This is a genomic window from Sideroxydans lithotrophicus ES-1, from assembly GCF_000025705.1.
In the GTDB taxonomy this organism is placed as follows: Bacteria; Pseudomonadota; Gammaproteobacteria; order Burkholderiales; family Gallionellaceae; genus Sideroxyarcus; species Sideroxyarcus lithotrophicus.
Map to the genome: position 1 here is coordinate 875419 of NC_013959.1, position 24458 is coordinate 899876.

At 57.5% G+C, this 24458-nt stretch carries 34 protein-coding genes; 26 read left to right on the top strand and 8 right to left on the bottom strand.

The features are described 5' to 3' along the window. Positions 1-21: 21 nt before the first annotated feature. The 5 genes from nifT (at position 22) to SLIT_RS04440 (ending at position 1913) form a co-directional block, all read left to right on the top strand. Positions 22-243 carry a putative nitrogen fixation protein NifT gene (gene nifT, locus SLIT_RS04420; protein ID WP_013029020.1) on the top strand — a complete coding sequence of 74 codons (222 nt, stop codon included), beginning with the start codon at positions 22-24 and terminating at the stop codon, positions 241-243. A gap of 16 nt (positions 244-259) precedes the next feature. Next, positions 260-460: a 4Fe-4S binding protein gene (locus tag SLIT_RS04425; protein ID WP_013029021.1), complete on the top strand. Its 201-nt coding sequence runs from the start codon at positions 260-262 to the stop codon at positions 458-460. Positions 461-568: 108 nt separating this feature from the next. Continuing rightward, the gene (locus tag SLIT_RS04430) at positions 569-1276 is read left to right on the top strand and encodes a dinitrogenase iron-molybdenum cofactor biosynthesis protein (protein WP_013029022.1); all 708 of its coding nucleotides are present in this window, start codon (positions 569-571) and stop codon (positions 1274-1276) included. A gap of 9 nt (positions 1277-1285) precedes the next feature. Then, a complete protein-coding gene (locus SLIT_RS04435) occupies positions 1286-1558 on the top strand; it encodes a DUF6129 family protein (protein WP_013029023.1) in 273 nt (90 codons plus the stop codon). An 88-nt stretch (positions 1559-1646) separates the two neighbouring features. Beyond that, entirely contained in the window at positions 1647-1913 is a 267-nt protein-coding gene (locus tag SLIT_RS04440) for a hypothetical protein (RefSeq protein ID WP_013029024.1), read from the top strand. 10 nt (positions 1914-1923) lie between these two features. Here the strand turns inward: SLIT_RS04440 and SLIT_RS04445 are convergent, their stop codons facing one another. The 6 genes from SLIT_RS04445 to SLIT_RS04460 all read right to left on the bottom strand — a co-directional run bounded on the left by SLIT_RS04445 (position 1924) and on the right by SLIT_RS04460 (position 6588). Continuing rightward, positions 1924-2532, bottom strand: coding sequence for an HD-GYP domain-containing protein (locus SLIT_RS04445; protein WP_013029025.1), 609 nt, complete (start codon positions 2530-2532; stop codon positions 1924-1926). A gap of 49 nt (positions 2533-2581) precedes the next feature. After that, entirely contained in the window at positions 2582-3268 is a 687-nt protein-coding gene (locus SLIT_RS04450) for a class I SAM-dependent methyltransferase (RefSeq protein WP_013029026.1), read from the bottom strand. A gap of 4 nt (positions 3269-3272) precedes the next feature. After that, positions 3273-3848: a hypothetical protein gene (locus tag SLIT_RS04455; protein ID WP_013029027.1), complete on the bottom strand. Its 576-nt coding sequence runs from the start codon at positions 3846-3848 to the stop codon at positions 3273-3275. An 8-nt stretch (positions 3849-3856) separates the two neighbouring features. Continuing rightward, a complete protein-coding gene (locus SLIT_RS15090; RefSeq protein ID WP_013029028.1) occupies positions 3857-4318 on the bottom strand; it encodes a hypothetical protein in 462 nt (153 codons plus the stop codon). Positions 4319-4376: 58 nt separating this feature from the next. Then, positions 4377-4526 (bottom strand): hypothetical protein, encoded by a 150-nt coding sequence (locus tag SLIT_RS16050; protein ID WP_013029029.1) that lies wholly within the window; start codon positions 4524-4526, stop codon positions 4377-4379. Positions 4527-4857: 331 nt separating this feature from the next. Then, complete coding sequence (locus tag SLIT_RS04460; RefSeq protein WP_049870953.1) at positions 4858-6588, bottom strand: lysozyme inhibitor LprI family protein; 1731 nt, start codon at positions 6586-6588, stop codon at positions 4858-4860. Between the two features lie 328 nt (positions 6589-6916). Here SLIT_RS04460 and modA (SLIT_RS04465) point away from each other — a divergent pair, with 328 nt between their 5' ends. From modA (SLIT_RS04465) to SLIT_RS04570, 21 genes are all read left to right on the top strand, one after another. Continuing rightward, positions 6917-7711, top strand: a complete 795-nt coding sequence (gene modA / locus SLIT_RS04465) for a molybdate ABC transporter substrate-binding protein (protein WP_223293822.1) — start codon at positions 6917-6919, stop codon at positions 7709-7711. Positions 7712-7993: 282 nt separating this feature from the next. Continuing rightward, positions 7994-8800 (top strand): TOBE domain-containing protein, encoded by an 807-nt coding sequence (locus SLIT_RS04475; RefSeq protein WP_013029032.1) that lies wholly within the window; start codon positions 7994-7996, stop codon positions 8798-8800. Between the two features lie 21 nt (positions 8801-8821). Next, entirely contained in the window at positions 8822-9589 is a 768-nt protein-coding gene (gene modA / locus SLIT_RS04480; RefSeq protein ID WP_013029033.1) for a molybdate ABC transporter substrate-binding protein, read from the top strand. A gap of 161 nt (positions 9590-9750) precedes the next feature. Beyond that, entirely contained in the window at positions 9751-10428 is a 678-nt protein-coding gene (gene modB / locus SLIT_RS04485) for a molybdate ABC transporter permease subunit (protein WP_041420774.1), read from the top strand. Further along, a complete protein-coding gene (modC, locus tag SLIT_RS04490) occupies positions 10425-11498 on the top strand; it encodes a molybdenum ABC transporter ATP-binding protein (RefSeq protein ID WP_013029035.1) in 1074 nt (357 codons plus the stop codon). Before modB ends, modC begins: the two co-directional genes overlap by 4 nt. After that, positions 11495-11947, top strand: a complete 453-nt coding sequence (locus SLIT_RS04495) for a GNAT family N-acetyltransferase (RefSeq protein WP_013029036.1) — start codon at positions 11495-11497, stop codon at positions 11945-11947. Before modC ends, SLIT_RS04495 begins: the two co-directional genes overlap by 4 nt. A gap of 109 nt (positions 11948-12056) precedes the next feature. After that, entirely contained in the window at positions 12057-12881 is an 825-nt protein-coding gene (locus tag SLIT_RS04500) for a 4Fe4S-binding leucine-rich repeat protein (RefSeq protein WP_223293823.1), read from the top strand. After that, complete coding sequence (locus SLIT_RS04505; protein ID WP_013029038.1) at positions 12878-13843, top strand: hypothetical protein; 966 nt, start codon at positions 12878-12880, stop codon at positions 13841-13843. The genes SLIT_RS04500 and SLIT_RS04505 overlap by 4 nt, the downstream gene beginning before the upstream one ends. Positions 13844-14109: 266 nt before the next feature. After that, a complete protein-coding gene (gene nifE, locus SLIT_RS04510; protein WP_013029039.1) occupies positions 14110-15516 on the top strand; it encodes a nitrogenase iron-molybdenum cofactor biosynthesis protein NifE in 1407 nt (468 codons plus the stop codon). Positions 15517-15668: 152 nt separating this feature from the next. Beyond that, positions 15669-17168, top strand: coding sequence for a nitrogenase iron-molybdenum cofactor biosynthesis protein NifN (gene nifN, locus SLIT_RS04515; protein ID WP_013029040.1), 1500 nt, complete (start codon positions 15669-15671; stop codon positions 17166-17168). Positions 17169-17178: 10 nt separating this feature from the next. Next, positions 17179-17592 (top strand): NifB/NifX family molybdenum-iron cluster-binding protein, encoded by a 414-nt coding sequence (locus SLIT_RS04520; protein WP_013029041.1) that lies wholly within the window; start codon positions 17179-17181, stop codon positions 17590-17592. Beyond that, positions 17589-18026, top strand: a complete 438-nt coding sequence (locus SLIT_RS04525) for a SoxR reducing system RseC family protein (protein ID WP_013029042.1) — start codon at positions 17589-17591, stop codon at positions 18024-18026. Before SLIT_RS04520 ends, SLIT_RS04525 begins: the two co-directional genes overlap by 4 nt. Continuing rightward, a complete protein-coding gene (locus SLIT_RS04530; protein WP_013029043.1) occupies positions 18023-18484 on the top strand; it encodes a NifX-associated nitrogen fixation protein in 462 nt (153 codons plus the stop codon). The genes SLIT_RS04525 and SLIT_RS04530 overlap by 4 nt, the downstream gene beginning before the upstream one ends. A 91-nt stretch (positions 18485-18575) precedes the next feature. Then, positions 18576-18794 carry a CCE_0567 family metalloprotein gene (locus SLIT_RS04535; protein WP_013029044.1) on the top strand — a complete coding sequence of 73 codons (219 nt, stop codon included), beginning with the start codon at positions 18576-18578 and terminating at the stop codon, positions 18792-18794. A 14-nt stretch (positions 18795-18808) separates the two neighbouring features. Then, complete coding sequence (gene fdxB, locus SLIT_RS04540; RefSeq protein ID WP_013029045.1) at positions 18809-19099, top strand: ferredoxin III, nif-specific; 291 nt, start codon at positions 18809-18811, stop codon at positions 19097-19099. Between the two features lie 2 nt (positions 19100-19101). Further along, on the top strand, positions 19102-19425 hold the full coding sequence (locus SLIT_RS04545) for a (2Fe-2S) ferredoxin domain-containing protein (RefSeq protein WP_013029046.1): 324 nt from the start codon (positions 19102-19104) through the stop codon (positions 19423-19425). 122 nt (positions 19426-19547) lie between these two features. Beyond that, complete coding sequence (locus SLIT_RS04550; protein WP_013029047.1) at positions 19548-19919, top strand: hypothetical protein; 372 nt, start codon at positions 19548-19550, stop codon at positions 19917-19919. A 7-nt stretch (positions 19920-19926) separates the two neighbouring features. Further along, on the top strand, positions 19927-20196 hold the full coding sequence (locus tag SLIT_RS04555; protein WP_013029048.1) for a nitrogen fixation protein NifZ: 270 nt from the start codon (positions 19927-19929) through the stop codon (positions 20194-20196). Between the two features lie 2 nt (positions 20197-20198). Next, a complete protein-coding gene (locus tag SLIT_RS04560; RefSeq protein WP_013029049.1) occupies positions 20199-21737 on the top strand; it encodes a nitroreductase family protein in 1539 nt (512 codons plus the stop codon). A gap of 16 nt (positions 21738-21753) precedes the next feature. Then, positions 21754-22224 carry an ankyrin repeat domain-containing protein gene (locus SLIT_RS04565; RefSeq protein WP_013029050.1) on the top strand — a complete coding sequence of 157 codons (471 nt, stop codon included), beginning with the start codon at positions 21754-21756 and terminating at the stop codon, positions 22222-22224. Beyond that, the gene (locus SLIT_RS04570) at positions 22217-22543 is read left to right on the top strand and encodes a hypothetical protein (RefSeq protein ID WP_013029051.1); all 327 of its coding nucleotides are present in this window, start codon (positions 22217-22219) and stop codon (positions 22541-22543) included. The genes SLIT_RS04565 and SLIT_RS04570 overlap by 8 nt, the downstream gene beginning before the upstream one ends. Before the next feature lie 55 nt (positions 22544-22598). Here the strand turns inward: SLIT_RS04570 and SLIT_RS04575 are convergent, their stop codons facing one another. Both SLIT_RS04575 and SLIT_RS04580 read right to left on the bottom strand, forming a co-directional pair. Further along, positions 22599-22970 (bottom strand): hypothetical protein, encoded by a 372-nt coding sequence (locus SLIT_RS04575; protein ID WP_013029052.1) that lies wholly within the window; start codon positions 22968-22970, stop codon positions 22599-22601. Positions 22971-23025: 55 nt separating this feature from the next. Beyond that, entirely contained in the window at positions 23026-24423 is a 1398-nt protein-coding gene (locus SLIT_RS04580; protein WP_013029053.1) for a TIGR00341 family protein, read from the bottom strand. Between the last annotated feature and the right edge of the window lie 35 nt (positions 24424-24458).

Genomic DNA, 24458 nt, shown 5'->3' on the forward strand with positions numbered 1-24458 from the left:
TCCTGATTCAAGGAATTGCAAATGGCAAACATCATGATCCAGGGCAGCAAAGGTGCGTATGTGTTCTACCTGCCCAAGCGCGACCTCGAGGACAACATCGTTTCGATGGAATTCGACACCCCGGAAAAGTGGGGCGGCGAGATCAAACTCAACAACGGCGGTACTTATTACATCGAACCGCAGGCTGCACCGGCCAGATTGCCGATCTCCCTGCGCGCCAAGCGTCTGGATGCGGCTGAATAACAGAAAGGAATTCATCATGGCAATGAAAATCGACGCGAATCTGTGCACCTCGTGCGGTGACTGCGAACCGGAATGCCCAACGGCTTCCATCAGCGTGAAAAAAGGTCTGTACGTCATCAGCGCGAGCGGTTGCACCGAATGCGAAGGCGAATACGACAAGCCGCAATGCGTGAAGGTGTGCCCGATCAAGGGTTGCATCACACAGATCGCGGCGTAACGAGATTCCGTTCGTGGTCTGCCAATCAAGCCATGGACGGACCTATTCAAACAACCCGGATAGCTTGGTTGCTTCCAGGTTGACGGCTGAGAAGAGAGGTAGCAAGCCATGACCACAACAGTGATCACCAAAACCGCCGCCCTGCGCATCGCGCAAGCCGCCCGCGCGCTCGCTGATGTGAATGCAGGCGCTTTTGCGGCGAAGCTGGGAGACAGTCTCGGCCTGCCGATCACCGAAGAAAAACTGGCCAAGGTGACCGTGGCCGACCTCAAGCTCATCCTTTCCGGCGAAGAGACCGTCGAGCCGGATGTGGACAGCGCTTCCATCAAGCTGGCGGTGCGCCACCTGTGGGGTGAGGCCGGCGATGCGGACAACCTGCCGCCGATGGATGCCTATGTCGACGGCGAGATACCCGGCAGCCTGCGCGTGGCCGTCGCCTCCAATACCGAAGAGAACCTGGACGGGCACTTCGGTTCCTGCCCGCGCTTCCTCATCTACCAGGTTGGGCGCAATGACATGCGCCTGATCGATGCACGCTCCACGCTCATCACCGAAGATGCGGATGACAAGAATGTCGCGCGTGCCGAGCTCATCAGCGATTGCCAGATCGTCTATGTGCAATCCATCGGCGGCCCCGCGGCAGCCAAGGCGGTGCGTGCCAACATCCATCCGGTGAAGGTTCCGGATGGCGGCAAGGCCCGCGTCACGCTGCAGCGCCTGCAATCGGTGCTCGATGCGCCGCCTCCGTGGCTGGCCAAGATCCTCGGTGTGGAAGCTAAATCGCTGAGCAGATTCAGCTCGGCAGAGGAAGAATAGGGATACCGGATGATCGCTGCCGCGACATTGGAGCAGATCGCCAGCGCCGCCGATTCGATGAGCGCGCTCAATGACGAATCGCTGGTTGCCCTGAAACAGACCTGGCCGGACCTGCGTTTCACTTTGTGCAACGACGACGACATGCCTGCACGGTTGCCGCCGGCATTGAAGCGCGCAAGATTCAATCTGTACCTGGTCAACGGCAGCGAGCATTGCCTCAGCCTGACCGACGACCCGGCCAACGCCATCGGTGTCGTGCTGGCAAGCGTGGATGCCGACTAGCCGTGGTGCAGCAGAGCAGCATCAGGAGGGTGTCTTCAAATAATAATTTTGCCAATAAATACAAAAAGCAAATAAACGGGAGTTGGACATGCTGGACGCTGCAACCATGGCATTGCTTGCCAAACTAAAGGTATTGGGAAAACAATCGGGAACCAATATCGATCTTGTCAAAATGAGCGATGACAAGAAATACGCTGAACATACGCTGAATGAGCTGAGTAACGCGGATGATCCGGAACTGGTACTGATCGTCATCCAGTTGATGAACCTTTTCGGGATGATCAAGGCGCCGTCGTTGCAGGCCAAGGCCGAAGAGAAAGACGACAAGAACCGTTACGTCGGCTCGCTGCGCTGAGAACAGGAAGCTAGTTCCTGGCAGCCTTGAATTCGCTGCTTTCGATAAGGCCGCAGAAGATGTCCATCAGCTCCGGGTCGTGTTTCTTTCCATTCTCCTGCTGCAATATGCCCATGATGTCCGGATGAGCCCGGGAACGGTGATATGACCTGGTCACGGCCATCGCGTCATAACTGTCTGCGATGGAGATGATGCGAGCGCATATCGGGATATCTTCTCCTGCCAGACCATCCGGATAGCCCGTTCCGTCGAAGTGTTCGTGATGGTGGCGAATGACATCCGCCGCAAGCTGCGAACCTTCCAGTTCGGTTGCCGCCATGATCCTCTCGCCGATCTCGGAATGGCTCTGCATGACTTTCCATTCGGCATCGTCAAATTGTGCCGGCTTCAGCAGAATGCGGTCAGGGATGCCGATCTTGCCGATGTCGTGGAACGAGGCGGCGACCTGAAGCGCTTTCAGCTGGACTTTGGACAGGCCGCGAGCTTTACCGATAGCCAGGGAGATATCCTGCACGCGTTCAGAATGAAGTTGTGTCAGCATATCGCGGTAACCCAGTGCAACCGACAATACCTTGGTGTAGGTGGACAGTGTGTGAAGCGCATCGTCTCGATTTTCCATGATGTCTCCTTCTAAGAAAGTCTTCCACATCGATGGTTTGAAGTTGATCCTATAATTTTCGCACCAGCGTCAGTCCATCCGCAATTGGAAGCATGGTCTCGTCGACGCGGGGGTCGTTCCTGATTTTCAGGTTCAATTTTCGCATCGCATCGATATCTGCAGCGTTCATTCTGGACCCGGGCTCGGCATCCGGCAAGCTGCCTTCCACCACTCTCCCGAACAGCAATACATTGTCGATCGCGATCACGCCGCCGGGGCGCAACAAGCTTAACGATCTTTCGTAATACTCGTCGTAGCTGGCTTTGTCGGCATCGATGAAAATAAAATCGAAACTGTTCGCTTCGCCCGACTTGATCAGCGCATCCAGGGTGCGCACCGCCTTGCCGAAACGGAAGTCGATCTTGTGTTCCACGCCGGCTTCCTTCCAGTATCTCCTGCCGATGCCGACCCATTCTTCGTTGATGTCGCACGCGACGAGCTTGCCGTCATCGGGCAGGGCCATGGCAACGGTTAGAGCGCTGTAGCCGGTATAAGTGCCGATCTCCAGCGCCTTTCTTACGCCCAATGCCTTCACCAGGAATGACATGAACTGGCCCTGCTCCGGCGGGATCTGCATGATGGCGTGCGGGTCGCGAGACGTTTCCTCGCGCAGACGCTTCAGGATCTCCGGTTCGCGCAGCGATGCAAGCAGGTATTCATGCACGCCCTCTGAAAACTGTATCTCTGCCTTTTGCATAAGGTCACTGCGCCTGAGTCATCCGCAGCCAGGCGGCGTTGAACGTGGGCGGGATCGCGCCTGCCGTCATTTCCGGGCGGCTGCCTATCGGACAGTCGGCACCGTTGAGCTGGTCGAACCATTCCTTGAAGCGCAACATGCTGGCAGGATTCATCACGCAGGCCTTCTGGCCGAATGGATGGCCGAACTGGAACAGCAGATGCCCGATCTCATGCGCCAGATACGCACCGGCCAATTCTGCCGCATCCGCCCGGGAATATTGTTCGCCTCCGCGTAACAGCATCGTTTGTCCGGAATTGTCCAGAAACGGGAACGTGCTCATGAAGACATACGAGCCATATTTGCTGTCGCGGTTGTATGTGGTCGTACCGACTGTGACGCCGCCGCGGATGGCGGAATGGATGTCGACGCCATAATATTCCGCGCTCGCGATCAACTGATTGGTGATCACCAGGTCATAGGGCAGCTTGCCATAACCCAGGGTGTCCCAGTAGACCCATTCGTTGTATGGCGAGGCATCGAGCACAGAGGCGCCATCTGCCGCCTTGATCGCTCGCCATTGCTGCAGCCGTTCCAGCATGACGTTTGCTAGCAGTTCCGAAAACTCCTGCAGGTCTTTGGGGTGTGCATCCGCCGGCAGGTAGGGCGCGGCAAAGGCGAGCGCATCGGCCAGCTTCGTTTTGCGCTGGGTGAGCGTCTCGTTGATGCCTGCGGCAAGTTTTTTCCTGTCACCGGTACCCGCTTGAAGTCGAATATGGAAGCCATGCGCTCTTTCATGATGGCTGGCGGGATCAGCGCGAACAACTGATCGATGTTCATTTCCGGAACGTCGGTGAACTCGATATTGACGCCGAAGTTCTTCCACACGGTCAGCTGGGCGGATGCCAGAACGATCTTCAGATAGTCCGGGGACAGTTGCGGCAAGCGCGGGTTGGTGGCATGCACCACGCGGATCACGACGGTGGAGCCGGGTTTGATCGGCGCTACAGACGACTTTTTCCATTCGTTAACGTCACCATCACCCTTGCAGCCCAGGAGCAACAAAGCCATTCCGACGCTGAGGCATTTTTTTAGCAAGGCTCTTCTCTCGCAAAGCAGGGTTGAGCTGTCACAGCCCCAGGATGAGCAGCGCACCGGCGATGGTGGCAATGACCGCCATCGCGACGCCCATACCCGAGAAACTTAAATGCAGCAGGTGGGCCAGTCCGCTGACGAAGAGCCAGATACCCAGTAACAGCGATCCGAAACTTCTTTTCATTATTGCGATTCCTTATTGCTTGAAATTGACGAGATGATTTTAGCTGCGGGTTATGGCAAGCCTGGAGGCAGTGTAGCGGTGTGAGGTTGTTGACGCTATAGCAGATATGCATACAGGCCTGCCTTTTGTGGGTGAACCCCTGAAATTTTCAGCAAATCCAGATGGGGCTATGTGTGTCTGCTTCGTGCCCCCTTTTGCGACATTGCGGCCCAACAATATCTTGCGCGAAACCGGACACTATTGGAGGGCTGCAGATAACCCGAAGCTGCCGTTCGAGGTTCCCGATACCGGACACTCAACATTAAGTTTCAAGTAGTTTACAAACGGGGCGTTATTTAATTACTGAACGAACCCACTCTTTCCCAGGTACTTGCCCAAGCGCACCCTGCACAACCCCTAGCCTCCCTTTAGCTCGGGAAAACGGTTTGAAACTCATTTCGTTATTTTTAAGCCACTTATACGCGTTCTCAACTCCATCCACGCGACTGAAGGCAGCCATAAGCGGCTGAACTGCCCGAGCTTGTAAGTTATCCGAATCAATTTTTTTGGCCAAATCTAACCAAGTCAAAATAACCGTGCGTTGTGGTGATTCTGCGGCAGCAGCCATAACAATGGTAGATTGGATATAACCGTTAGGAATTTCAGCGAATATATTCTGAGCTTTCTGATATTCGCCAACTCGTGCTTCAGAAATTGCAAGTGCCTCAAGGGCATTTTGGTAGTGCGGGGAAAAATGATCATTAGCGGGAAAGGAATCCAAAACACGTTGGGCACTACTAAAATCTAGTTGAAGCGCCCGAACAGTAGCGATTTCTGCAATCATAAATTCTGCTTCAGCCATCGGTTTTTTGGTCAATTGCAGAGCAGTATCTGTATCGCCGTTCTCCGCATAAGCTCTGGCAAGGTTTAGCCAATCCAGCCAGCAGCTTCTATCTTCCGCAGTGTCATGGCAACTTTCTGCAACCCTCATTGCAGAACTGAGTACACTTTTTGAAAATTCTCGGTCTTTTGAGACCTTGGCAATCCTTGAATAAGTCTGGATGCGAGTTAGGGGTGTACCAATCTTTTCCACAGCATTCATGGCATCTGTTAAAGTTCCGGACTTGGCGTATGTATATGCTAATTCTCTCCAAAACCAATCAGAAGCAGATGTATCTTCTTCATCCGGAGTCTGCGATAAAACATAGTCAAGTATGGGTCGAGACTCCTCAAACCGTCCTTGGCGAGCCATTTCCTGAATTACTAGCAGACGTGCATTTGTAGAAATTGGAAGGTTAGACTTTGGATCAGCTTCAGCAATTGCATTAGTTAGATATCCATATTCAATTTCGAAAACTATAAGGTCATCCAAAAGGTAGTATTCGGTTTTTTTAGCGATGTCCTTCGCACTTTTAAAATCACCAGTTCGGACGAAAGATCGAATAATTCCTCTGGCCGCGTTTGATCTCTCATTTTCTAACGTTAATGTTTGGAATAAATTAATAGCACGAGAGGTATTGTTTTGGGATGCATACTCAATCGCCATTCTTGCAATTACGTTCTCTTTATTGACCTTATCTTTATCTGTTGACGTCCTCATCTGGCCTAGCAATTTCGCTGCGTCCAAATAGCACTTAGCTGATGCCAGTGCAACTGTAAGATCAGGAATTAAAGTTGTATACCCTGTTCGAACATTGTCCGAATCGCCTCCATTATCGAAATCTTTCAAGCCAGTTGCGGGTATGCTTCTGGCTAAGTCCACGGATTCGTTAAGAATTAATCGAAGCTGTTGGTTGCATTGTGAGGGAACATCTGTAATCGGGGTGGCCGTCAGATCATGAATTCGATCCTGATAGGACTTGTTCATGCATGACGTATCTTGGCAAGCATTCCGAACTTTTTTTAGCCATTGTCGTTGCTCGTCGATTACTTTCTGTTTGCTATCGCTTTGCTCAAGTGCTTTTTGGTATGCCATCTTCAAGGCATCATCCAACTTGGACAAATCATGATCGCTACATATCAGTTTCTCTACCTTTGATGACGACTGACGGCAATCAAAACTTGCAGCTTGTGCCGTGAGCATTAGAAGCCATCCTAGAGCAACCCATACTATTCGCCTCATACTGCCCCTTTTTTAGTGCTGAAACTCATAATTGAAAGGCACCCTCGAACTTCCGCTATTGGCCGACAGCGGAAATCTGCTCGCCAGTATTCACTGCCGCAAAGCTGCCATTCGTGACTGGCGGTAACTGGGACAAAGCCGACTTTTCATACAGGCTAAAAGCCAAGCGCTTTTCCCCTTATTTTCAAACGCCGCCGTTTTCAGCCCGCACCGTACCTGCGTCCACTTATCCGGTCAATATGCCAAACGGCCTATATACCTTTCACAACCTGCCAGTCAGCTTGTTATCATGGCAGCCATGTTCAGTCAGGAGTTGAAGATGCAGATTCCATTGCGCGGCCTTGTTGTCACCATGCTGTTGCTGTGCGGGCTGGTGAGTTCTCCGGTGTGGGCGGGCGAGGTCAAGGTTGCGGTGACGGCGGATTTCGCTGCGCCGATGGAGAAGCTGGCGCCGCTGTTCCAGAAGGAAAGCGGACACACGGTGAAATTCAGCTCGGGCGCCAGCGGCGTGTTGTATGCGCAGATCAAGAAAGGTGCGCCGTTCGATGTGTTCCTCTCGGCCGACGAGGAGTTGCCGAAACAGTTGTTGCAGGACGGGCTGGCAGTTGGCGGTTCGCGCTTCATCTATGCCACGGGCAGGCTGGTGTTGTGGAGTGCACAGCCCGGTCTGGTGGATGAGAAAGGCGCGGTGCTCAACAAGGGCAATTTCAGCACGCTGGCGATGCCCAATCCCAGGACCTCGCCCTATGGGACGGCGGTGAAAGAGACGCTGACGAAGCTGATCATGTGGAATGCGATGCAGGGCAAGCTGGACCGGCGCGACGATGTCGCAGTCGCCTACCAGTTGGCGGCGACAGAGCGGGCCGATCTGGCCTTCATCGCGCTGTCGCAGGTCATGCGCGACGGCAAGGTGACTGCCGGTTCCTGGTGGCTGGTGCCGCCCGAATTGCACAATCCCATCCACCAGAGCGCGGTGCTGTTGTCCGGTGCCAAGGATCCGGCTGCGGCAAAAGCCTTCCTCACGTTTTTGAAAAGCGAGAAAGCCAGGAAGGTGATGCGCGGGTTCGGCTACGAATCGCCTTAGACGGTATTCAAAATATTCCAGTTACTTATGAGAACGGGCACTTCGGTGCCCGTTCTGTTTTGCTGCAACTTCATCCATGGTTTGAAAGCGTTATAACTTTTACGTTGTAACGAATATGCCAAATTGTTCTGCTTGGCACAAAGCAGTCTGTTTAAAGTGCCCGTTTTGAATATCCCAAGATGCATCCAGTTCCAATATCCACGCGGTATTGCAGCCAGTTTCGCCCGCCGTGGCATCGCTTTTGCTCGTTATGTCGCATGAGTGATAACGCGTGAGGACATCATGACTCAATCCGTAATGGAAAAGACCGAACCGGGTGTCGTGCCCAGACTGAAACTTGCCAAGGGGCGGCGCTGGGATCATCTGGAACTGCTGGAGCGCATCGATGCGACCGGCTCGATCTCGGCGGCAGCAAGCGCCATGGGCATGAGCTACAAGGCGGCCTGGGAGGCGGTCGAGGCGATCAACAATCTTTCCGAGCAACCGCTGGTCGAGCGCAAGACCGGCGGACAGAAAGGCGGCGGGACGACGCTCACCACCTATGGTCGCAGGGTGGTGGGGGCTTACCGGCGCCTGGAACAAGAGCGCGAGCAGGTGCTGAAACAACTGGCGGAGGTGATGGACGATTTTGACAAGTACTACCATTTGATAAGGAGATTCGATATGAAGACGAGTGCGCGCAACCAGTTCCTGGGCGCGGTGAAGAGCATCAAGTCGGGGGCGATCAACGCCGAGGTGGTGCTGGATATCGGCGGCGGAGACACGCTGGCCGCGGTGATCACCAACGAGAGTGTGGAACATCTCGGCTTGAAGGTCGGCACCGAGGCATACGCGATGATCAAGGCACCATGGGTGATCGTGACCACTTCCGATGGTTTCAAGACCAGCGCGCGCAACGAGCTGCGCGGCAAGGTGGTGCGCTGTCAGGAAGGCGCGATCAACGGCGAGGTCATCATCGAACTGGCCGGCGGCAAGACCGTGGCGGCCATCGTGACCAACGACAGCATCAAGTCGCTGGGGCTCAAGGAAGGTGTAAAGGCATGTGCGCTGATCAAGGCATCGCACATCATTCTGGCAGTCAATGCATAATATATGGATAAGGAGAGAAAAATGGCATCGCGTAAAAATTCATTATTGGTTCTGGTTGGCGTGCTGCTGCTCGGCACGATGGTGCGCTCGGTGAGCGCAGGGGAAGTGAATGCGGCAGTGGCGGCCAACTTCACCGCGCCGATGCAGCAGATCGCTGCACTGTTTGAAAAAGAGAGCGGCAACACGGTGAAGCTCAGCTTCGGGTCGAGCGGCAAGTTCACTGCGCAGATCAAGGAGGGGGCGCCGTTCGACGTGTTCCTGGCTGCCGACGTGAAGAACCCCAAGCTGCTGGAAGAAGAAGGCCTGGCCGTCAAGGGGACGCGTTTCGTGTACGCGCTGGGAAAACTGGTGCTGTGGAGTGCCAAGCCGGGTTTTGTGGATGACAAGGGCGCCGTGCTGGGCAAAGGTGACTTCAACAAGATCGCCTATGCCGACCCCAAGCTGGCGCCTTACGGCCTGGCTGCCAAGGAGACACTGGAAGCGATGGGGTTGTGGGACAAGGTGCAAGGCAAGCTGGTGACGGGCGAGAGCATCGCGCAGACCTACCAGTTCGCTGCGACTGGAAATGCCGAGATGGCTTTCGTCGCCTTGTCGCAGATCACCAAGGACGGCAAGATAACAGGAGGATCCTGGTGGCTGGTGCCCGCGGACAAATACAATCCGATAGAGCAAAGTGCGGTGCAATTGACCGCTGCAAAAGACAAGGCTGCGGCAAAAGCGTTCCTCGCTTACCTGAAGAGCGACAAGGCAGTGGCGGTCATCCGCAGCTTTGGATATGAGCTGCCGTGATTCGATTTTTCGTCATTCCGGCGCAGGCCGGAATCCAGCGAAATAAGCACTTCATGCAGTGCAAAATCTTGATGTTGACCCGCAACGCGGGATGTTAAATCAACTGGATTCCGGCCTGCGCCGGAATGACGGTGTCTTAGAGGGAAATGATGGAAAGCGGAATGACTCCTGACGACCTGCAAGCCATCTGGCTGACGCTCAAGCTGGCGAGCGTCACCACCGTATTGCTGTTGCTGATCGTCACGCCGCTGTCGTGGTGGCTGGCACACACCAGGAAATGGTACCGGGGGCCGGTGGCGGCAGTGGTGGCATTGCCGCTGGTGTTGCCGCCGTCGGTGCTGGGATTCTATCTGCTGTTGTTGCTGGGACCGCACGGCCCGGTCGGCAAATTCACCGAAGCTTTGCATCTGGGCACATTGCCGTTCACTTTCGCCGGCCTGGTGGTGGGCTCGGTGCTGTTCTCGATGCCCTTTGCGGTGCAGCCGATCCAGAACGCATTCGAGGCGATGGGCAGGCGTCCGCTGGAAGTGGCTGCCACCCTGCGTGCCGGCACTTGGGATCGCTTCTTCAGCGTGGCAGTGCCGCTGGCACGTCCCGGTTTCCTTACCGCGATCATCCTTGCGTTCGCACATACGGTCGGTGAATTCGGCGTGGTGCTGATGCTGGGCGGCAATATCCAGGGCGAGACGCGTGTACTCTCCGTCGCTGTCTATAACCATGTCGAGGCGATCGAGTACGGTGCCGCGCACTGGCTGGCAGGTGGCATGGTGCTGTTCTCGTTCGTGGTGCTGCTCGGTTTGTATCTCGCCGGAGGGAAGTCCTGGAAGGTGACGCGATGAGCGAGATACGCGCGCAGTTCCGCATGCAACAGGAAGGTTTCGCGCTGGATGCCGCCTTCACTGCGCCGGCTGTCGGCGTCACCGCCTTGTTCGGTCCGTCCGGTTCCGGCAAGACCACGCTGCTGCGCTGCATCGCCGGACTGGAACGCGCTGCAGGTTCGCTGCAGGTGAACGGCGAGACATGGCAGGACGAGGCTGTGTTCGTACCGACACACAAGCGTCCCTTGGGTTATGTGTTCCAGGAAGCCAGCCTGTTTCCGCATCTGTCGGTGCGCGCCAATCTGGAATACGGGTTGCAGCGCACACCGCTGGCCGAACGCAAAGTGCCGCTGGAGCAGGTGGTGGAATGGCTGGGACTGGGACGGCTCATCGAACGCGGCGATCCATCGAAGCTTTCCGGTGGCGAACGCCAGCGTGTCGCCATCGGCCGCGCGTTGCTTACCAGCCCGCGCATCCTGCTGATGGACGAGCCGCTGTCTGCGCTCGACACCACCAGCAAGCAGGATATCCTGCCGTATCTGGAGCGCTTGCATCGCGAGCTTTCCATTCCCGTGCTGTACGTCAGCCATGCGATGGATGAAGTGACCCGGCTGGCCGATCATCTGGTGCTGCTGCAGCAAGGCAGTGTCATCGCCAGCGGACCGCTCGGGGAAACCCTGGCCCGGCTCGATCTGCCTATCGCGCATTTCGACGATGCGGGAGCGGTGATCGAGGCGGCGGTGGCGCAGCACGACGAGAAGTACCATCTCACGCGGCTGGATTTCCCCGGCGGACAACTGTGGGTGGGCAGGGTGGATCAGCCGTTCGGCACTCGGGTGCGTGCCCGCGTGCTGGCGCGCGATGTGAGCATCGCCACGCAACCGCCGCAGGGTTCCAGCATCAACAACATCCTGAATGCACGCATCGAAGAGATACGCGACGAGGGGCCGGACAAGGTGATCGTGCGCATGAGGGTGGGCGATGAACATATGCTGCTGTCGCGCATCACGCGCCGTTCGCGCGACCATCTGGCCCTCGTTGCCGGGATGTATGTCTGCGCACAGGTGAAGAGTGTGGCGCTGATGTCATGACCATCAGGATCGGATTCGCCACCAAGGCCGACTTGCCATATCTCGTCGATCTGCTCGCCGAGCTGTTCGCGCTGGAGAGCGACTTCACTCCCGATCCCCAAAAGCAGTTGCGAGGTTTGCTAGCCATCCTCGACGAGCCTGAGCTTGGCAAGCTGTTCGTGGCGCGTATCGATGGCAAGGTGGTGGGCATGGCCAATGTACTGATCACCATCAGCACTGCGGAAGGTGGCCGCGCGCTGTTGCTGGAGGATGTGATCATCCATCGCGATCATCGCGGCAGGGGGCTTGGGCGCAAACTGGTCGAACATGTGCTGCACTGGGCAAAACTGCGCGGTATCGTGCGCGTCACCTTGCTGGCCGACCGCGATAATCATCCGGCACAGGATTTTTACCGCAAGCTCGGCTTCGTGGATTCGAACATGACGGTGTTGCGCAAGCTGTTAAGGTAGGTCGCATCGTTTTGTCGCAATCGCGACAAAACCTGCCATACGTTCCCCCCTTCTTTCTGCATCCTCCTTGTCTCTATTGGGCTGGCGCCATGTTCGGGGTGCTGGCACGGTGGTTGCTCATCTCCATGCCGGGTTCTTTGCGGAGCAACAATTGAAGGTCTTCAACATGTCGGAGCGTCATCCGGGGGCATCACCATTGGCAGAAGTCGTGCGCGTCGATTGCTTGGTGTGTCCGCATCGCGCGCTATTGGCCGAAGGGAAGTGCGTGCCGGGCGACATCTGCCTGATTGCGCAGAGCGGCAGACAGATCGACCGTTTCTTGCGGCGCAATCCGCAAGTGGCACAAGATTGCCTGAACGACGGATTCTGGGAGCGTCGCGCCATCGCCGCGCGCTACGCACCGCTGGAGGCGGTGCGCAAGCTGCCGCGCGATGCGGACGAGGTGGTGCGGCGCGTGGTAGCAAGCCGGTTGCCGATCGACGAGCTGGACGGATATCTGCATGACTCGGATCGCGAAGTGCGCATGACGGTGGCCGAGCGCATCGCGCCCGAACGGTTGAGCGCCCTGATCGGGGACGAGGATTATCTGGTGCGCTTGCAGGCGGCAAAACGCCTGCCGCACGGGCAATTGCGGCGCATGGCGGGCGACCCGGATCGCGAAGTGCGCAAGGAGGTGGCGCGGCGTCTGCCGCCTTTCGCCTTGAGTCTGATGGCTAAAGACGATGATGCGGAAGTGCGGCGCATCGTCGCGTCGCGCATGTTGCCTGACGATGCAGTGCAGATGCTGGCCGACGACGATTGGCTGGTGCGTCTGGAGGCGGTGCAACGCGCGCCGCTTGAAACCATCGCTGAATTGGTGGACGATGCCGAGCCCGATGTGCGCGGCGCAGTAAGGGAGCGCCTGAACGATTTTTTGCTGGGAGAGAGTCAATGAGTATCTATACGCTGGACGAGACCACGCTGCGCAACCTTGCCGCCGAGATCGACGCAGCACCGCCGCGGCCGCATCACAGCGGGCTATTGGAGATCGCGAACCGCATTCGCTCCGGCTGCAGCTTCCGCTATGCGCTGAATCGCGGAGGCTGGTATCGTCCCGGCGGGATCATCGCAGCCGACGGCACTCGCATTACCAATAGTCTGGCCGAGTGGGCGAAGTCCGAACTCGCAGCTTGCGGCAACGACATGCATGAACTGGTCGAGCGCCATGCCGATAGTGGTTTGCTGGTGACGCGCCATACCGGTCGTACACATTATTTCGTCGCGGCCTACGGCCCTGCGCCGGCGGATTTCCTGCAGCTTGAGGTGGAAGAGTTGCAGGAAGTGCTGGATCGAGAACTGATCGACACGGATCAACCGCCGGAAGATCTGCAGGAACTTGTCGAGCCGGTCGCGCCCGAGCTTCTCGAAGCCCAAGCGGTCGCCGCGCCGCGCTATCGTTTCAGCCGGTTGATCGATATGCGCCAGACCGTTGCCAGGACGTCGTCTTCGAATACGCGCAATGAAGGGTTGCCGCGCTTGCTTTCCGAATGGGCGCACAGCAGCGCTGCCGGGCGCGGTCATTTCAGCGACCACTGGATCGTCGCGCTGCGGGAACACCAGGATCGTTACCGTAACCCGGTGATCTCGGCTTCGCTGGTGTCGCGCCATGCGCGCGAGCTCAAGCCGTTCCAGTGGAACATCGAACTTTCCGGGCCGGAGATGTCTGCGCAGTTGAAGGCATTCGACCGTGCAGCAGGGTATACCTCGGCCTGGTATGCACATCTGGTGGCGGGAACCATCACCCCGCCCAAGGTCGCCTATGCCGTGGCGCGCGATCTGGAAGCCGGTTTCAGTTACCTGCCGGATACGGAAGCTGCGTTGATCAGGAGCTGGGTGGTTGCGCCTTACTCGGTTTGATGCGCGAAACCTACTGCGTGGACTGATTGCTGCGTTGCGTGGTACTCGCTTCCTTGCCTACCTTCAAGGTATGTCTCGTCGCTCCGTTCCGTGCGCCTTGCACTCAAGCCACTCGCTATGGTTTCATCTGTAGACGATTTGTTGTGTCAGGGTGTCTTGTCGGGTTTGCTACAAGACATCCATCCATAAATCCCATTGAAATCAACCTACTGTTTTTGGCACGGCATTTGCGAATACGAGGGTGTCATTACTCGTGAGTGAATGCCATGCAAGCCAAGGATATCGCCGAACTGCTGAACGAACCGGCGTGCACACATAACACCAAGTCGAAATCGGGCTGCGCTCGACCCAAACCGGGGTCGACGGCGGGCGGTTGTTCTTTCGACGGTGCGCAGATCGCCTTGCTGCCCATCGCCGATGTGGCACATATCGTGCACGGCCCGATCGCCTGCGCCGGCAGCTCCTGGGACAACCGCGGCACGCGCTCTTCCGGCCCGACCTTGTACCGCATCGGCATGACCACCGACCTGACCGAACAGGATGTGATCATGGGGCGCAGTGAGAAGCGCCTGTTCCATGCCATCAAACAGGCGGTGGACGGCTATGCGCCGAAGGCTGTCTTCGTCTACAACACTTGCGTGCCGGCGCTGACCGGCGACGACATCGGCGCGGTGTGCAAGGCCGCTGCGGAAAAATGTGGCGTACCGGTGGTGCCGGTGGACTGTGCCGGTTTCTACGGCACCAAGAATCTGGGCAACCGCATCGCTGGTGAGGCGATGTTCAAATACGTGGTGGGCACGGCGGAACCGTTGCCGGTGCCGGCCGGGGCGCAGCGTCCCGGCATCACCGTGCATGACGTGAACCTGATCGGCGAATACAACATCGCGGGCGAGTTCTGGAACGTGCTGCCGCTGTTTGACGAACTCGGTCTGCGCATCCTCTGCACCTTGTCCGGTGACGCGCGCTTCCACGATGTGCAGACCATGCATCGTGCCGAGGCCAACATGGTGGTGTGCGCCAAGGCACTGCTCAATGTGGCGCGCAAGCTGCAGACCGACTACAAGATTCCGTTCTTCGAGGGCAGCTTCTACGGCGTGACCGATACTTCGATGGCGTTCCGCGAATTCGCGAAGTTGCTCAACGACCCGCAGCTTTCCGAACGCACCGAGGCACTGATTGTGCGCGAAGAGGCGAAGATCAATGTGGCGCTCGATCCGTGGCGCGAGAAATTGCGCGGCAAGCGCGTGCTGCTCTATACCGGCGGCGTGAAGTCGTGGTCCATAGTCTCCGCGCTGCAGGACCTGGGGTTGGAAGTGGTCGCCACCGGCACCAGCAAATCCACCGAGGAAGACAAGGCACGCATCCGCGAGATCATGGGCGAGAAGACCAAGATGATCACCGACGGCAGTCCCAAGGCGCTGCTCGGTGTGGTGAAGGAATACCAGGCCGACATCCTCATCGCCGGCGGACGCAACATGTATACCGCCTTGAAAGCGAAGATCCCTTTCCTCGACATCAACCAGGAACGCGAATTCGGCTACGAGGGCTACAGCGGCATGATCGAACTGGCGCGGCAACTCGCGCTGACCTTGCAGAGTCCGGTGTGGCAGTCGGTGCGCAAGCCGGCGCCATGGGCGAAGTCGGGTGTGCCGGGTGTGGAGTTGGGAGCGTGAACATGGCTCGAACTTCAACCCGTCATTCCGGCGCAGGCCGGAATCCAGCTCAAACAAACAGCCCGCAAAGCGGACAACCCATTGTTGTTCCGCTACGCGGAATATTTTCTTCAACTGGATTCCGGCCTGCGCCGGAATGACTGGGGTGTGACATGGCCGAGATACTGAAACGCAACAAGGCACTCGCGGTGAATCCGCTCAAGGCCAGCCAGCCGGTCGGCGCATCGCTGGCCTTCCTCGGCATCAACCGGGCGATGCCGATGATGCACGGTTCGCAGGGCTGCACCGCCTTCGGCAAGGTGTATTTCGTGCGCCATTTCCGCGAGCCCATCCCGCTGCAGACCACGGCGATGGACCAGGTGTCTACGGTGATGAACGCGGACGAGAACGTGATCGAAGGTCTGCGGGCGGTGTGCGAGAAGAGCAAACCGGCGCTGATCGGCTTGCCCACTACCGGTCTTTCGGAGACGCAGGGTACGGACATCAAACGCCTGGTGAAGGATTTCTACGCGGCATATCCGGAATACGCCAACATTCCCGTGGTGCCGGTGAACACGCCGGATTTTACCGGTTGCCTGGAAAGCGGCTATGCGCTGGCGGTGAAAGCGGTATTGGAAACATTGCTTCCCACGATTGCTCCCTCGCCCGCAAGCGGGAGAGGGTTGGGGAGAGGGTTTGTTGGCAAGCGCAAGAAACAGGTCAACGTGCTGGCTGGGTCGTTCCTCACGCCGGGCGACATCGAACACATCAAGGAGCTGATCGAGGCATTCGGCCTGCGTCCGCTGGTGTTGCCCGACATCGCAGATTCTCTGGACGGTCATCTCACCGAGATTGAGACCAGTCCGGTGACCGTCGGCGGCACGCCGGTATCGGACATCTCCAGCATGGGCGAATCGATCGCCACGCTGGTGCTGGGTAATTCGCTGTACGACGCGGCAGACTTCCTCAAGGCGCAGACGGCTGTGCCGGATCACCGCTTCGACAGCCTGATGGGCTTGGAAGCGGTGGATGGCTTTGTCGCAGCACTGGCCGAGATCAGCGGCAAGCCGGTGCCGGAGAAGATCGAACGCCAGCGCGCGCAACTGCAGGACGCGATGGTGGATTGCCACTTCATGCTGGGTTTTGCACGCGTCGCCATCGCGGCCGATCCCGACCTGCTCTTCGGTTTTGCGCGCCTGGTGACGGAGATGGGGTGCGAGGTGGTGGCTGCCGTCGCACCGGCGCGGGCAAACATCCTCGGCGAGGTGGCTGCCGAGAAGGTCGCCATCGGTGACCTGGAAGACATGGAGAACGCGGCAAAGAGCAACGCCGCGCAACTGGTCATCGGCAATTCGCATGCGGTGGAAAGCGCGCGCCGTCTCGGTGTGCCGCTGTTGCGTGCAGGCTTCCCGCAATACGACCTGATCGGCGGCTACCAGCGCCTGTGGGTCGGCTATCGCGGCACGCGCCAGGCCTTGTTCGATCTGTCCAATATGGTGGTTGAACACGGGCATCACGAGCCGGAACCTTATGTATCGATCTATACCCAGCGGACAGGAGATGCTGCGCATTTCCCCCACCCTAACCCTCCCCCGGTGGGAGAGGGGACAAACGTGAAAAGCAATTTTGGAGAGGTGTGTCGTGCGACACCTGCGACTGGTCAAACCCATTGAGGAGGCGGAGATGACGGTAAAGATCGCCTTTGCGACCAGCGACCGCCGCGCGGTCAACCAGCATTTCGGCGCAGCCGAGGCATTTGCAGTCTACGAGTTGAGCGAGAGCGAGACGCGCCTGATCGAGGTGGCCGAGTTCATCGAGACCGCGATGGACGGACATGAGGGCAAGCTTGCCGCCAAGGTCGATCTGTTGGGTGATTGTGCGGCGGTGTATTGCAACGCGGTGGGGGCCTCGGCGATCCAGCAACTGCTGGCCAAAGGCATCCAGCCGATGCGTGTGGATGAGGGCGCACTCATCGACGAGCTGTTGTGTGGCTTGCAAAAAAATCTGGCCAGCGATCCGCCGGTGTGGCTGGCGAAACACCTGAAGAAGCAATCCAGCGCCGGACGCTTCGCCGAAGACGAGGAGTGGCAGGAATGATCGTGACGACGGCACGCGTGGTTGCGGCGGACAACGGCAGGACGATGGTCGAGCCGAGCAACGAGTCCGGCTGCGGCGGCTGCAAGTCGCGCAGTGTGTGCGGCGTTTCCGGTCTGGGGAAATATTTTTCCGGCAACCGCAAGGCCATCGAAGTGCAGTGCGATGCGAGCGTAACCGCAGGCGACGAGTTGCAGTTGAGCATGAGCGAAGGAGACATGCTCAAGGCCGGGTTGCTGGCCTACCTGTTGCCCAGCGTGATGGCACTGGCCGGTGCAGGCATCGCGTCTGCTTACGGGTGGGGCGATGCCGGTGCGGTGCTGGGCGCGGCCGGCGGTGTCGCTGCAGGATTGCTGATGGGGCGCCTCACCGGTTGGGTGCCGCACATACTGGCACAACGAAAGAACGAGTATTCATCAAAAGGAGAAACACCATGAATCAAGTTGCAGAACAAGACCCGTTGCTGGAAACCGACTTCATCAAGGAGATGGTCAAGCAGATGCGCGCCATCGACAGCTACGGCACCTACGACGGCTGGCCGGCCGATCGCATCCTGGCGCCGTATGTGGTGACCAAGGAGCAGCGCCGTGCGATCCCGGTGATCGGCGATCCGGACGAGATCATGCTTTCGCGCATCAAGGCTTTCTATAACGCGATCTCCTCGCTGATCGAAAAGGAATGCGGCCTGATGGCGGTGCCCAGCGTCAACATCACGCACGAAGGCTTCGGCCGTGCCTTGATCACCGTGGGCAAGCTGGTGGTGATGGATCGCACCCTGCGCGACGTGCACCGCTACGGCTATGAGAGCCTGTCGAAGATGAAGGACGAGGGCGACAAGCTGCTGTCGGTGGCGCTGGAGATCATCGGCAAGTATCCGGAAGTGGCGGGACTTTGATGCAGGATTGAGGGTTTAGGACTGAGGATTGAGTGTGAGACGTGGCTTCTGGTTTTGCACAATCCTCAATCCTGATAGCTAAGGGCTAATTATGACCGAAGATGAACTGAAAGCGCTCGACAAGGAAGTGAAGAAGCTCAAACGCATCTCCAGCGAATGGGCTTCGCAGTTGCACGACCTGGTTGAGGATAAGCTGCCGGCCGGATACAAGGATATCCCCGGCATCGCGCAATCCACTTTCGATGCGTGCCAGGCGTGGGCCGAGGCGAACGCAAGATTGGCGGCAGCACAAAAAGAGATACAAGGATAAGCAGAGGAAGAACCATGTCCAATATAGCCGGAATAACCCGAGGCGGCACGCCTTACGAACCCACCTTTGTCACCGCGCTGAATGCGGCCAACTGCATCGGCTGCGGCCGCTGCTACAAGGTATGCCCGCGCAAAGTGTTCGAACTGGTCGAGCGCAGTGAGGACGACGAGAACTACGACGAGGATGAAGACAACAGCATGGTGATGACGCTCGCCAACATGCTGGACTGCATCGGCTGCGGTTCGTGCGGACGCGTTTGTCCCAAACAATGCCACACGCATCAACCGATGGCGGCGGGAGCATAACGATGCCGAAACCTCCAAGACACGTGTTTGTCTGTTCCCAGAATCGCCCCGCCGGACATCCGCGCGGCTCCTGCGGGCAGAAGGGCTGCGCCGAAGTGGTGGATGAGTTCATGAAACAGTGGCAACAGCGCCAGTTGTTTGCACAAGTGATGGTGACGCTCAGCGGCTGCATCGGTCCGTGCAACATGGGGCCAAACGTGCTGGTCTATCCCGAAGGCGTGATGTACAACAATGTGAGTAAGGCCGATGTGGCCGAGATATTTGACGAGCACCTGCTGGGCGGAAGACTTGTCGAACGTTTGAAAGCACCATCCGACATATGGTGATTCCGACTCCATTTCATCGGTGATGCTGCGTTGGCTTCTTTGCTCTCTCCTCGTCGTACTGATTGTACTGCCATCGTCGGTCGCTCGTCGCCGCCTTGCCTGACCTTCGAACTGGAGCCGGAATGGATGATGTGATGACACGCCAGTTGCCCGCAGAACTTCAGGCGCTGGCCGAGCGCATCGTGTCGGCGTTGCAAAAAGAGGCGATCAATCACGCTGCGACCGGTGCGATGCCGAAGATCGAACTGGCCGAGCTGCAGTTCACCCGTGTCATCGATCCCGGCAACCAGTTGCCCGGCTATGAAGGCGTATGGCGCAATGCGCGCAATGACCGTTGCGGCACGCTGACCATCAACAGCGACAACAGTTTTTTTGCGGAGTACGATCTGTTCTGTCCGCACCCGCGCGACCCGCGCTGGTTCGTCGAGATGGTCACGGCGTGGGGCAACGAAGAGTCGTTGCGCAGTGAAGCGACGCTGATACCGAATTTGTGAGGTGGTCATGAGCAGATTTCAAATGGGTGACATGGTCTTTGCGGCGTACGACCTGTTCAACGAATCACTGGAGGAGACCGGCGAGAGCAGCATCCCGGGTGTCGAACCCGATGCCTTGCTGGCTGCCGCGGGAACGCGCGGCGTGGTGGTCAATGTCGGGCATGCGCAGGAGATGCCCAATGCAGAGATCTACCTGGTACGCTTCGAGATGGATGCAGAAGGCACCTTGGCCGAGCCCATCGGTTGCCTGAGCGACGAGCTGACCGGATTGAATTGACCATGAACGATGCTCGTGTCGCGACCGTGCTCGCTTATCACGCGCGCACCAAGCATGCACTGGATCGTTATGCGGCCGGTCCCGGCGCGCTGGATTGGGAAGCGCAGCCCGCGGCGTTCCGCGACTGGAACGGTACGCAGCAGGTCGCATTGCCGCGCGATGTCGTCGTGTCCGGAATATCCTGGACGGAGCTGTCTGCAAAGCGGCCATCCTTGCCACTGGATACTGCCAATCTTGGCTCGCTGTTGCGCTTGTGCGTCGGGCTGACTGCGTGGAAGGAATATGCCGGATCGCGCTGGTCGCTGCGCGCGCATCCCTCGTCAGGCAACCTGCATCCCACCGAAACATGGCTGATCGCCGCAGCTGTGGATGGCCTGGAAGACGGTTTGTATCACTACCAGAATCTGCATCATGCACTGGAGCGGCGAGCCTGGGGAAGCCCGAGCCCGACAAAGGGTGCATGGCTGGGATTCAGTTCCATCCATTGGCGCGAAGCCTGGAAATACGGTGAACGTGCCTTCCGTTACTGCCAGCTCGACCTCGGTCATGTGCTGGCCGCAGTGAGCTATGCCGCGGCGCTGCATGGCTGGCAGGCACGTTTGGTCAAAGCGGACGCGGCGGCTGTCGCGCACAGTCTGGGGCTGGATAGGGAGGCCGATTTTGCCGGTGTGGAGGTCGAAGAAGCGGAGGTCATCGTTGCATTGCAGCCAATCGATGAGGTGTTGCCGACGGACTGGCAACACTGGGCGGGCAAGCCCAGCCTGCTCGATCCGCGTCCTCTGTATCAATGGCCGGTGATCGCAGAGGTGGCCGAGTCCACACGTGGTAATTCGCCCGTAGCTGAGCCGTCCATAGCGGCGACTAGTGTCAAGCGCAAGACTGGCAGCGATATTCCTGCCAGCCAGGTCATCCTGAATCGCCGCAGTGCACAGGCTTTCGATGACCAATCGGTGATGGCGCAAGCCTTGCTCAGACAAATACTCACCAGCCTGCTGCCGGGCGGCTCGCCCATATGGGATCTGTGGCCGCATGCCGCGCGGGTGCATCCGGTGCTGTTGGTGCACCGGGTGGAAGGTATCGCGCCCGGCCTGTACGCGATGCCGCGATCCGGGGAAGCCGGAACGTCGCTGCAGCAGGCGTTTCGCGAGACCTTTTCCTGGCAGCGTGCCGATTCGGAGTTGCCGTTGTACCAGCTGGTCGCTGCGCGCGCAGGCAAGACCGCGCGCACGCTATCCTGCCATCAGGACATCGCCACGCACTGCGCGGTCACGTTCATGATGGTGGCCGAATTCGCGCGACCTGTTACGGCAGACCCTGCCGCCTATCGCCACCTGCACTGGGAGGCCGGCATGCTGGGGCATGCGATCACGCTGGAGGCGGAAGCGGCCGGATGGCGCGGCACCGGCATCGGCTGTTTCTTCGACGATGCCGACCACGAAGTGCTCGGGCTGCAGGATGACAGATTCCAGGTGATCTACCACTACGCTGTCGGGATGGCGCTGGAGGACAGGCGCATCTCGACGTTGCCAGCTTACGAATGAATCGAAGGGGACCGGAATGAACGACAACCAACTCAGATGCTGGCTGCTGCAGGCAGGATTCAGCGCGGCTGACCTGCTGCAGGCCGACATCGACAAAGCATTGGCCAATGGAACGACTCCGCTGATGCATGCCGCCCGCATGGGCGAGACCGAGGTTGTGCAGGCATTGCTGGCACGGGGCGCCGATCCGTCCTTGCTGAATGCGGATCGCAACGGCGCATTGTGGTTCGCCTGCTTTGCCGACAGCCAGGCCTGCGCAACCGCTCTCATCAATGCGGGCGCTCAACTCGACAGCCAGAACATCAACGGTGCCACGGCTCTGATCTATTGTGCATCTGCTGGCAAGGCTGCACTGGTGCGGCTGCTGCTGGATGCGGGTGCGAATCGGGATTTGATGACGCTGGACGATTTCACTGCACCGGAACTGGCTGCCAGCCAGGAGTGCTTGAAGATGCTCAGGGCGGCGAGGAGTGTGACCCATGTCTGAGCGATCTGGATCGCCATTCGCTGTGAACAGCATGCAGCACCGCGCCTTTGGCAAGCTGGTGAAGCTGCAATTCGCAGATGACTTCACCTTGAGGCTGACCCAGGCCGAGGCATCCAGTCTCTCGTTTGCGCTGGTCGCCGTGCGCGACGGTATCAGTCCGGAACGCGAGATCTACATGAGCCCGATCGCCAGCGATGCTGCATTCGTCGGTTCGGTATGCGACTCGGGGATGAGCATCGCCGTGCCGGCAGGCGCGCTGGAACTGGATTGGTTCAATGTGGGGCGATTGGCAGAGTTGCTTGCTGCGGCGATAGATTAATACCGGTTGTGTCTGGATGCGACAGGGGCCTGGCTGTCGTACCGGATCCAATGTCTCACGATCGCTTGGGGTTTTCCTGATCGAACTGTTTTTCAGCTTTTTCAAGGTGACGAATCAGCAGATGGGAGATCACGTTCACTCCGACCCCGGCAAACAGCGCCGGCAGCAGATACAACGCCAGGGAGATTTCTGAAGAGAACATCCTGTCGTCAATGAACGAGGGTGACGCGGCTGCGATCACTTTCAACCTCTGCAACAGAAACACGCACACGCCCGCGATCGCTATCAAGGTGATGCCGAACATCAACACGGCACCGCGGGAGATCACCTTTTTCCACATCATGTAGCCATAGATACCGGCGGGCAGCACGATCGAAAAGATGATCAGCAGAAAGAACTCGATCTCGGAGAATGCGGAGACCACCATTTTCAGTTCACCTTCTGGTTCAAAGAATGACGCCAACGTTTTGCTTGTGCAAATCTCATCTGGAATCAACCAGCAACTTGACTTGAGCTACTTCTGTTCTGACCTTCAACCATGCACTGATCCTTTGTTGCTCTGTTTTGCTGAGTGCTTTCTTCGTTGAGATACTAACTAACAAAACAATTGCATTGTCTGACTTGCCGGTTTGATGCTCCATTGCCTTTGCAAAAGACAGTTTCTGTACTTGGGGATATTGCGCCAATAGTTCATCAAAGATTTTTTTCTGCTCTGCCAAACTTGCTGATTGCTCGGCTTGCTGTTCCTGTAAGAGTGCAATCTGTTTTTGCAGGTCGTGGATCTGCTTGTTCTTTGTATCAAAGATATCCTGACTTGTATTTAGCAATTCAGCGAGCAGCGATTTTTTCAGTGATGTTTCGTCAAATTCATTATAGGCAGATTGGTGAATGACCAGTCTGGCTTTAGGTATGCGGTAGCTTTCCAGTCTTTTCGAAAGGTCCGATAGCTTTTCATCGCTGACCTTCTGGCCTATCAAGGTGATATCGATCTCGTGCTTGTCTGCCGAAATATTCTCCTTAGCAACAACACTGTTCTCGAACACCAGTTCATGCCTGATGAAGTCATTGGCCCTGGAATTGAAAATCTCGCGCGTGACTAGTCCATATGCCAGATAGATGCTGGGTACGATCGTTAACATGATCACCAGGTAGATGTAGCGTTTCACCTTGCGTTCCCGCTCGGCGCTTACGAAGATCTTGTGCGGAGGGTTGATGTAACTGATCAGTAACAGGGTAGCGAATGCAATAAATACGCAGTTGATGAAGAACAGATAAAAAGCACCGAAGAACATTTCCATGGAGCCATTGGCCAAGCCATAGCCAGCGGTACATAACGGCGGCATCAACGCGGTTGCAATGGCCACTCCGGGTATGACGTTCGTTTTTTCTTTTCGTGTCGAAGCGATAATGCCAGCGAGTCCGCCGAATAGCGCGATCAGGACATCCCAGATGGTCGGTGTCGTTCGTGCCAGTAATTCCGACTGTACGAAGGATAGCGGGCTGACCAGAAAATAGACTGTAGAGGTGAACAGGCCGATCAGAAAGGATACCAGCAGGTTGCCCATGGCCTTTCTGATGAGGAGGCCATCATTGATGGCAGCGCCGTAACCTACCGCCATGATTGGCCCCATGAGCGGCGAGATCAGCATCGCACCTATGATCACGGCCGTAGAGTTGACATCAAGCCCGATGGAGGCGATGAAGATCGCCAGCATTAGCACCCATAGTTTGGTCCCTCTGATCTCGCAGCCGTCGCGAATGTTCTTGTCGATTTCTTCGAAGCTGTCTTGATCGGCGCGTAAATGGAAGCGATAGGCAAGCGAAGCCCGGATCCTTTTGACGACTATCCTGAACAGTTTCTTGTCTTCTTCTCTAAACATGTCGAATCACCCGTCGATTGCTTTCTTTAAATTTA

Excerpts from the sequence above, each read along its gene's own strand:
- SLIT_RS04425 (WP_013029021.1), top strand. The coding sequence starts at position 260 with ATGGCAATGAAAATCGACGCGAATCTGTGCACCTCGTGCGGTGACTGC.
- SLIT_RS04440 (WP_013029024.1), top strand. The coding sequence starts at position 1,647 with ATGCTGGACGCTGCAACCATGGCATTGCTTGCCAAACTAAAGGTATTG.
- SLIT_RS04445 (WP_013029025.1), bottom strand. The coding sequence starts at position 2,532 with ATGGAAAATCGAGACGATGCGCTTCACACACTGTCCACCTACACCAAG.
- fdxB (WP_013029045.1), top strand. The coding sequence starts at position 18,809 with ATGTCCAATATAGCCGGAATAACCCGAGGCGGCACGCCTTACGAACCC.
- modC (WP_013029035.1), top strand. The coding sequence starts at position 10,425 with ATGAGCGAGATACGCGCGCAGTTCCGCATGCAACAGGAAGGTTTCGCG.
- SLIT_RS04460 (WP_049870953.1), bottom strand. The coding sequence starts at position 6,588 with ATGCTCACGGCACAAGCTGCAAGTTTTGATTGCCGTCAGTCGTCATCA.
- nifN (WP_013029040.1), top strand. The coding sequence starts at position 15,669 with ATGGCCGAGATACTGAAACGCAACAAGGCACTCGCGGTGAATCCGCTC.
- SLIT_RS04575 (WP_013029052.1), bottom strand. The coding sequence starts at position 22,970 with ATGGTGGTCTCCGCATTCTCCGAGATCGAGTTCTTTCTGCTGATCATC.
- SLIT_RS04455 (WP_013029027.1), bottom strand. The coding sequence starts at position 3,848 with ATGCTGGAACGGCTGCAGCAATGGCGAGCGATCAAGGCGGCAGATGGC.
- SLIT_RS04495 (WP_013029036.1), top strand. The coding sequence starts at position 11,495 with ATGACCATCAGGATCGGATTCGCCACCAAGGCCGACTTGCCATATCTC.
- SLIT_RS16050 (WP_013029029.1), bottom strand. The coding sequence starts at position 4,526 with ATGAAAAGAAGTTTCGGATCGCTGTTACTGGGTATCTGGCTCTTCGTC.
- modA (WP_013029033.1), top strand. The coding sequence starts at position 8,822 with ATGGCATCGCGTAAAAATTCATTATTGGTTCTGGTTGGCGTGCTGCTG.
- SLIT_RS04530 (WP_013029043.1), top strand. The coding sequence starts at position 18,023 with ATGAATCAAGTTGCAGAACAAGACCCGTTGCTGGAAACCGACTTCATC.
- modB (WP_041420774.1), top strand. The coding sequence starts at position 9,751 with ATGACTCCTGACGACCTGCAAGCCATCTGGCTGACGCTCAAGCTGGCG.
- SLIT_RS04580 (WP_013029053.1), bottom strand. The coding sequence starts at position 24,423 with ATGTTTAGAGAAGAAGACAAGAAACTGTTCAGGATAGTCGTCAAAAGG.
- SLIT_RS15090 (WP_013029028.1), bottom strand. The coding sequence starts at position 4,318 with ATGGCTTTGTTGCTCCTGGGCTGCAAGGGTGATGGTGACGTTAACGAA.
- modA (WP_223293822.1), top strand. The coding sequence starts at position 6,917 with ATGGCAGCCATGTTCAGTCAGGAGTTGAAGATGCAGATTCCATTGCGC.
- SLIT_RS04450 (WP_013029026.1), bottom strand. The coding sequence starts at position 3,268 with ATGCAAAAGGCAGAGATACAGTTTTCAGAGGGCGTGCATGAATACCTG.
- SLIT_RS04435 (WP_013029023.1), top strand. The coding sequence starts at position 1,286 with ATGATCGCTGCCGCGACATTGGAGCAGATCGCCAGCGCCGCCGATTCG.
- SLIT_RS04505 (WP_013029038.1), top strand. The coding sequence starts at position 12,878 with ATGAGTATCTATACGCTGGACGAGACCACGCTGCGCAACCTTGCCGCC.
- SLIT_RS04565 (WP_013029050.1), top strand. The coding sequence starts at position 21,754 with ATGAACGACAACCAACTCAGATGCTGGCTGCTGCAGGCAGGATTCAGC.
- SLIT_RS04535 (WP_013029044.1), top strand. The coding sequence starts at position 18,576 with ATGACCGAAGATGAACTGAAAGCGCTCGACAAGGAAGTGAAGAAGCTC.
- SLIT_RS04520 (WP_013029041.1), top strand. The coding sequence starts at position 17,179 with ATGACGGTAAAGATCGCCTTTGCGACCAGCGACCGCCGCGCGGTCAAC.
- SLIT_RS04430 (WP_013029022.1), top strand. The coding sequence starts at position 569 with ATGACCACAACAGTGATCACCAAAACCGCCGCCCTGCGCATCGCGCAA.
- SLIT_RS04475 (WP_013029032.1), top strand. The coding sequence starts at position 7,994 with ATGACTCAATCCGTAATGGAAAAGACCGAACCGGGTGTCGTGCCCAGA.
- nifE (WP_013029039.1), top strand. The coding sequence starts at position 14,110 with ATGCAAGCCAAGGATATCGCCGAACTGCTGAACGAACCGGCGTGCACA.
- SLIT_RS04525 (WP_013029042.1), top strand. The coding sequence starts at position 17,589 with ATGATCGTGACGACGGCACGCGTGGTTGCGGCGGACAACGGCAGGACG.
- SLIT_RS04570 (WP_013029051.1), top strand. The coding sequence starts at position 22,217 with ATGTCTGAGCGATCTGGATCGCCATTCGCTGTGAACAGCATGCAGCAC.
- SLIT_RS04550 (WP_013029047.1), top strand. The coding sequence starts at position 19,548 with ATGGATGATGTGATGACACGCCAGTTGCCCGCAGAACTTCAGGCGCTG.
- SLIT_RS04560 (WP_013029049.1), top strand. The coding sequence starts at position 20,199 with ATGAACGATGCTCGTGTCGCGACCGTGCTCGCTTATCACGCGCGCACC.
- SLIT_RS04555 (WP_013029048.1), top strand. The coding sequence starts at position 19,927 with ATGAGCAGATTTCAAATGGGTGACATGGTCTTTGCGGCGTACGACCTG.
- nifT (WP_013029020.1), top strand. The coding sequence starts at position 22 with ATGGCAAACATCATGATCCAGGGCAGCAAAGGTGCGTATGTGTTCTAC.
- SLIT_RS04545 (WP_013029046.1), top strand. The coding sequence starts at position 19,102 with ATGCCGAAACCTCCAAGACACGTGTTTGTCTGTTCCCAGAATCGCCCC.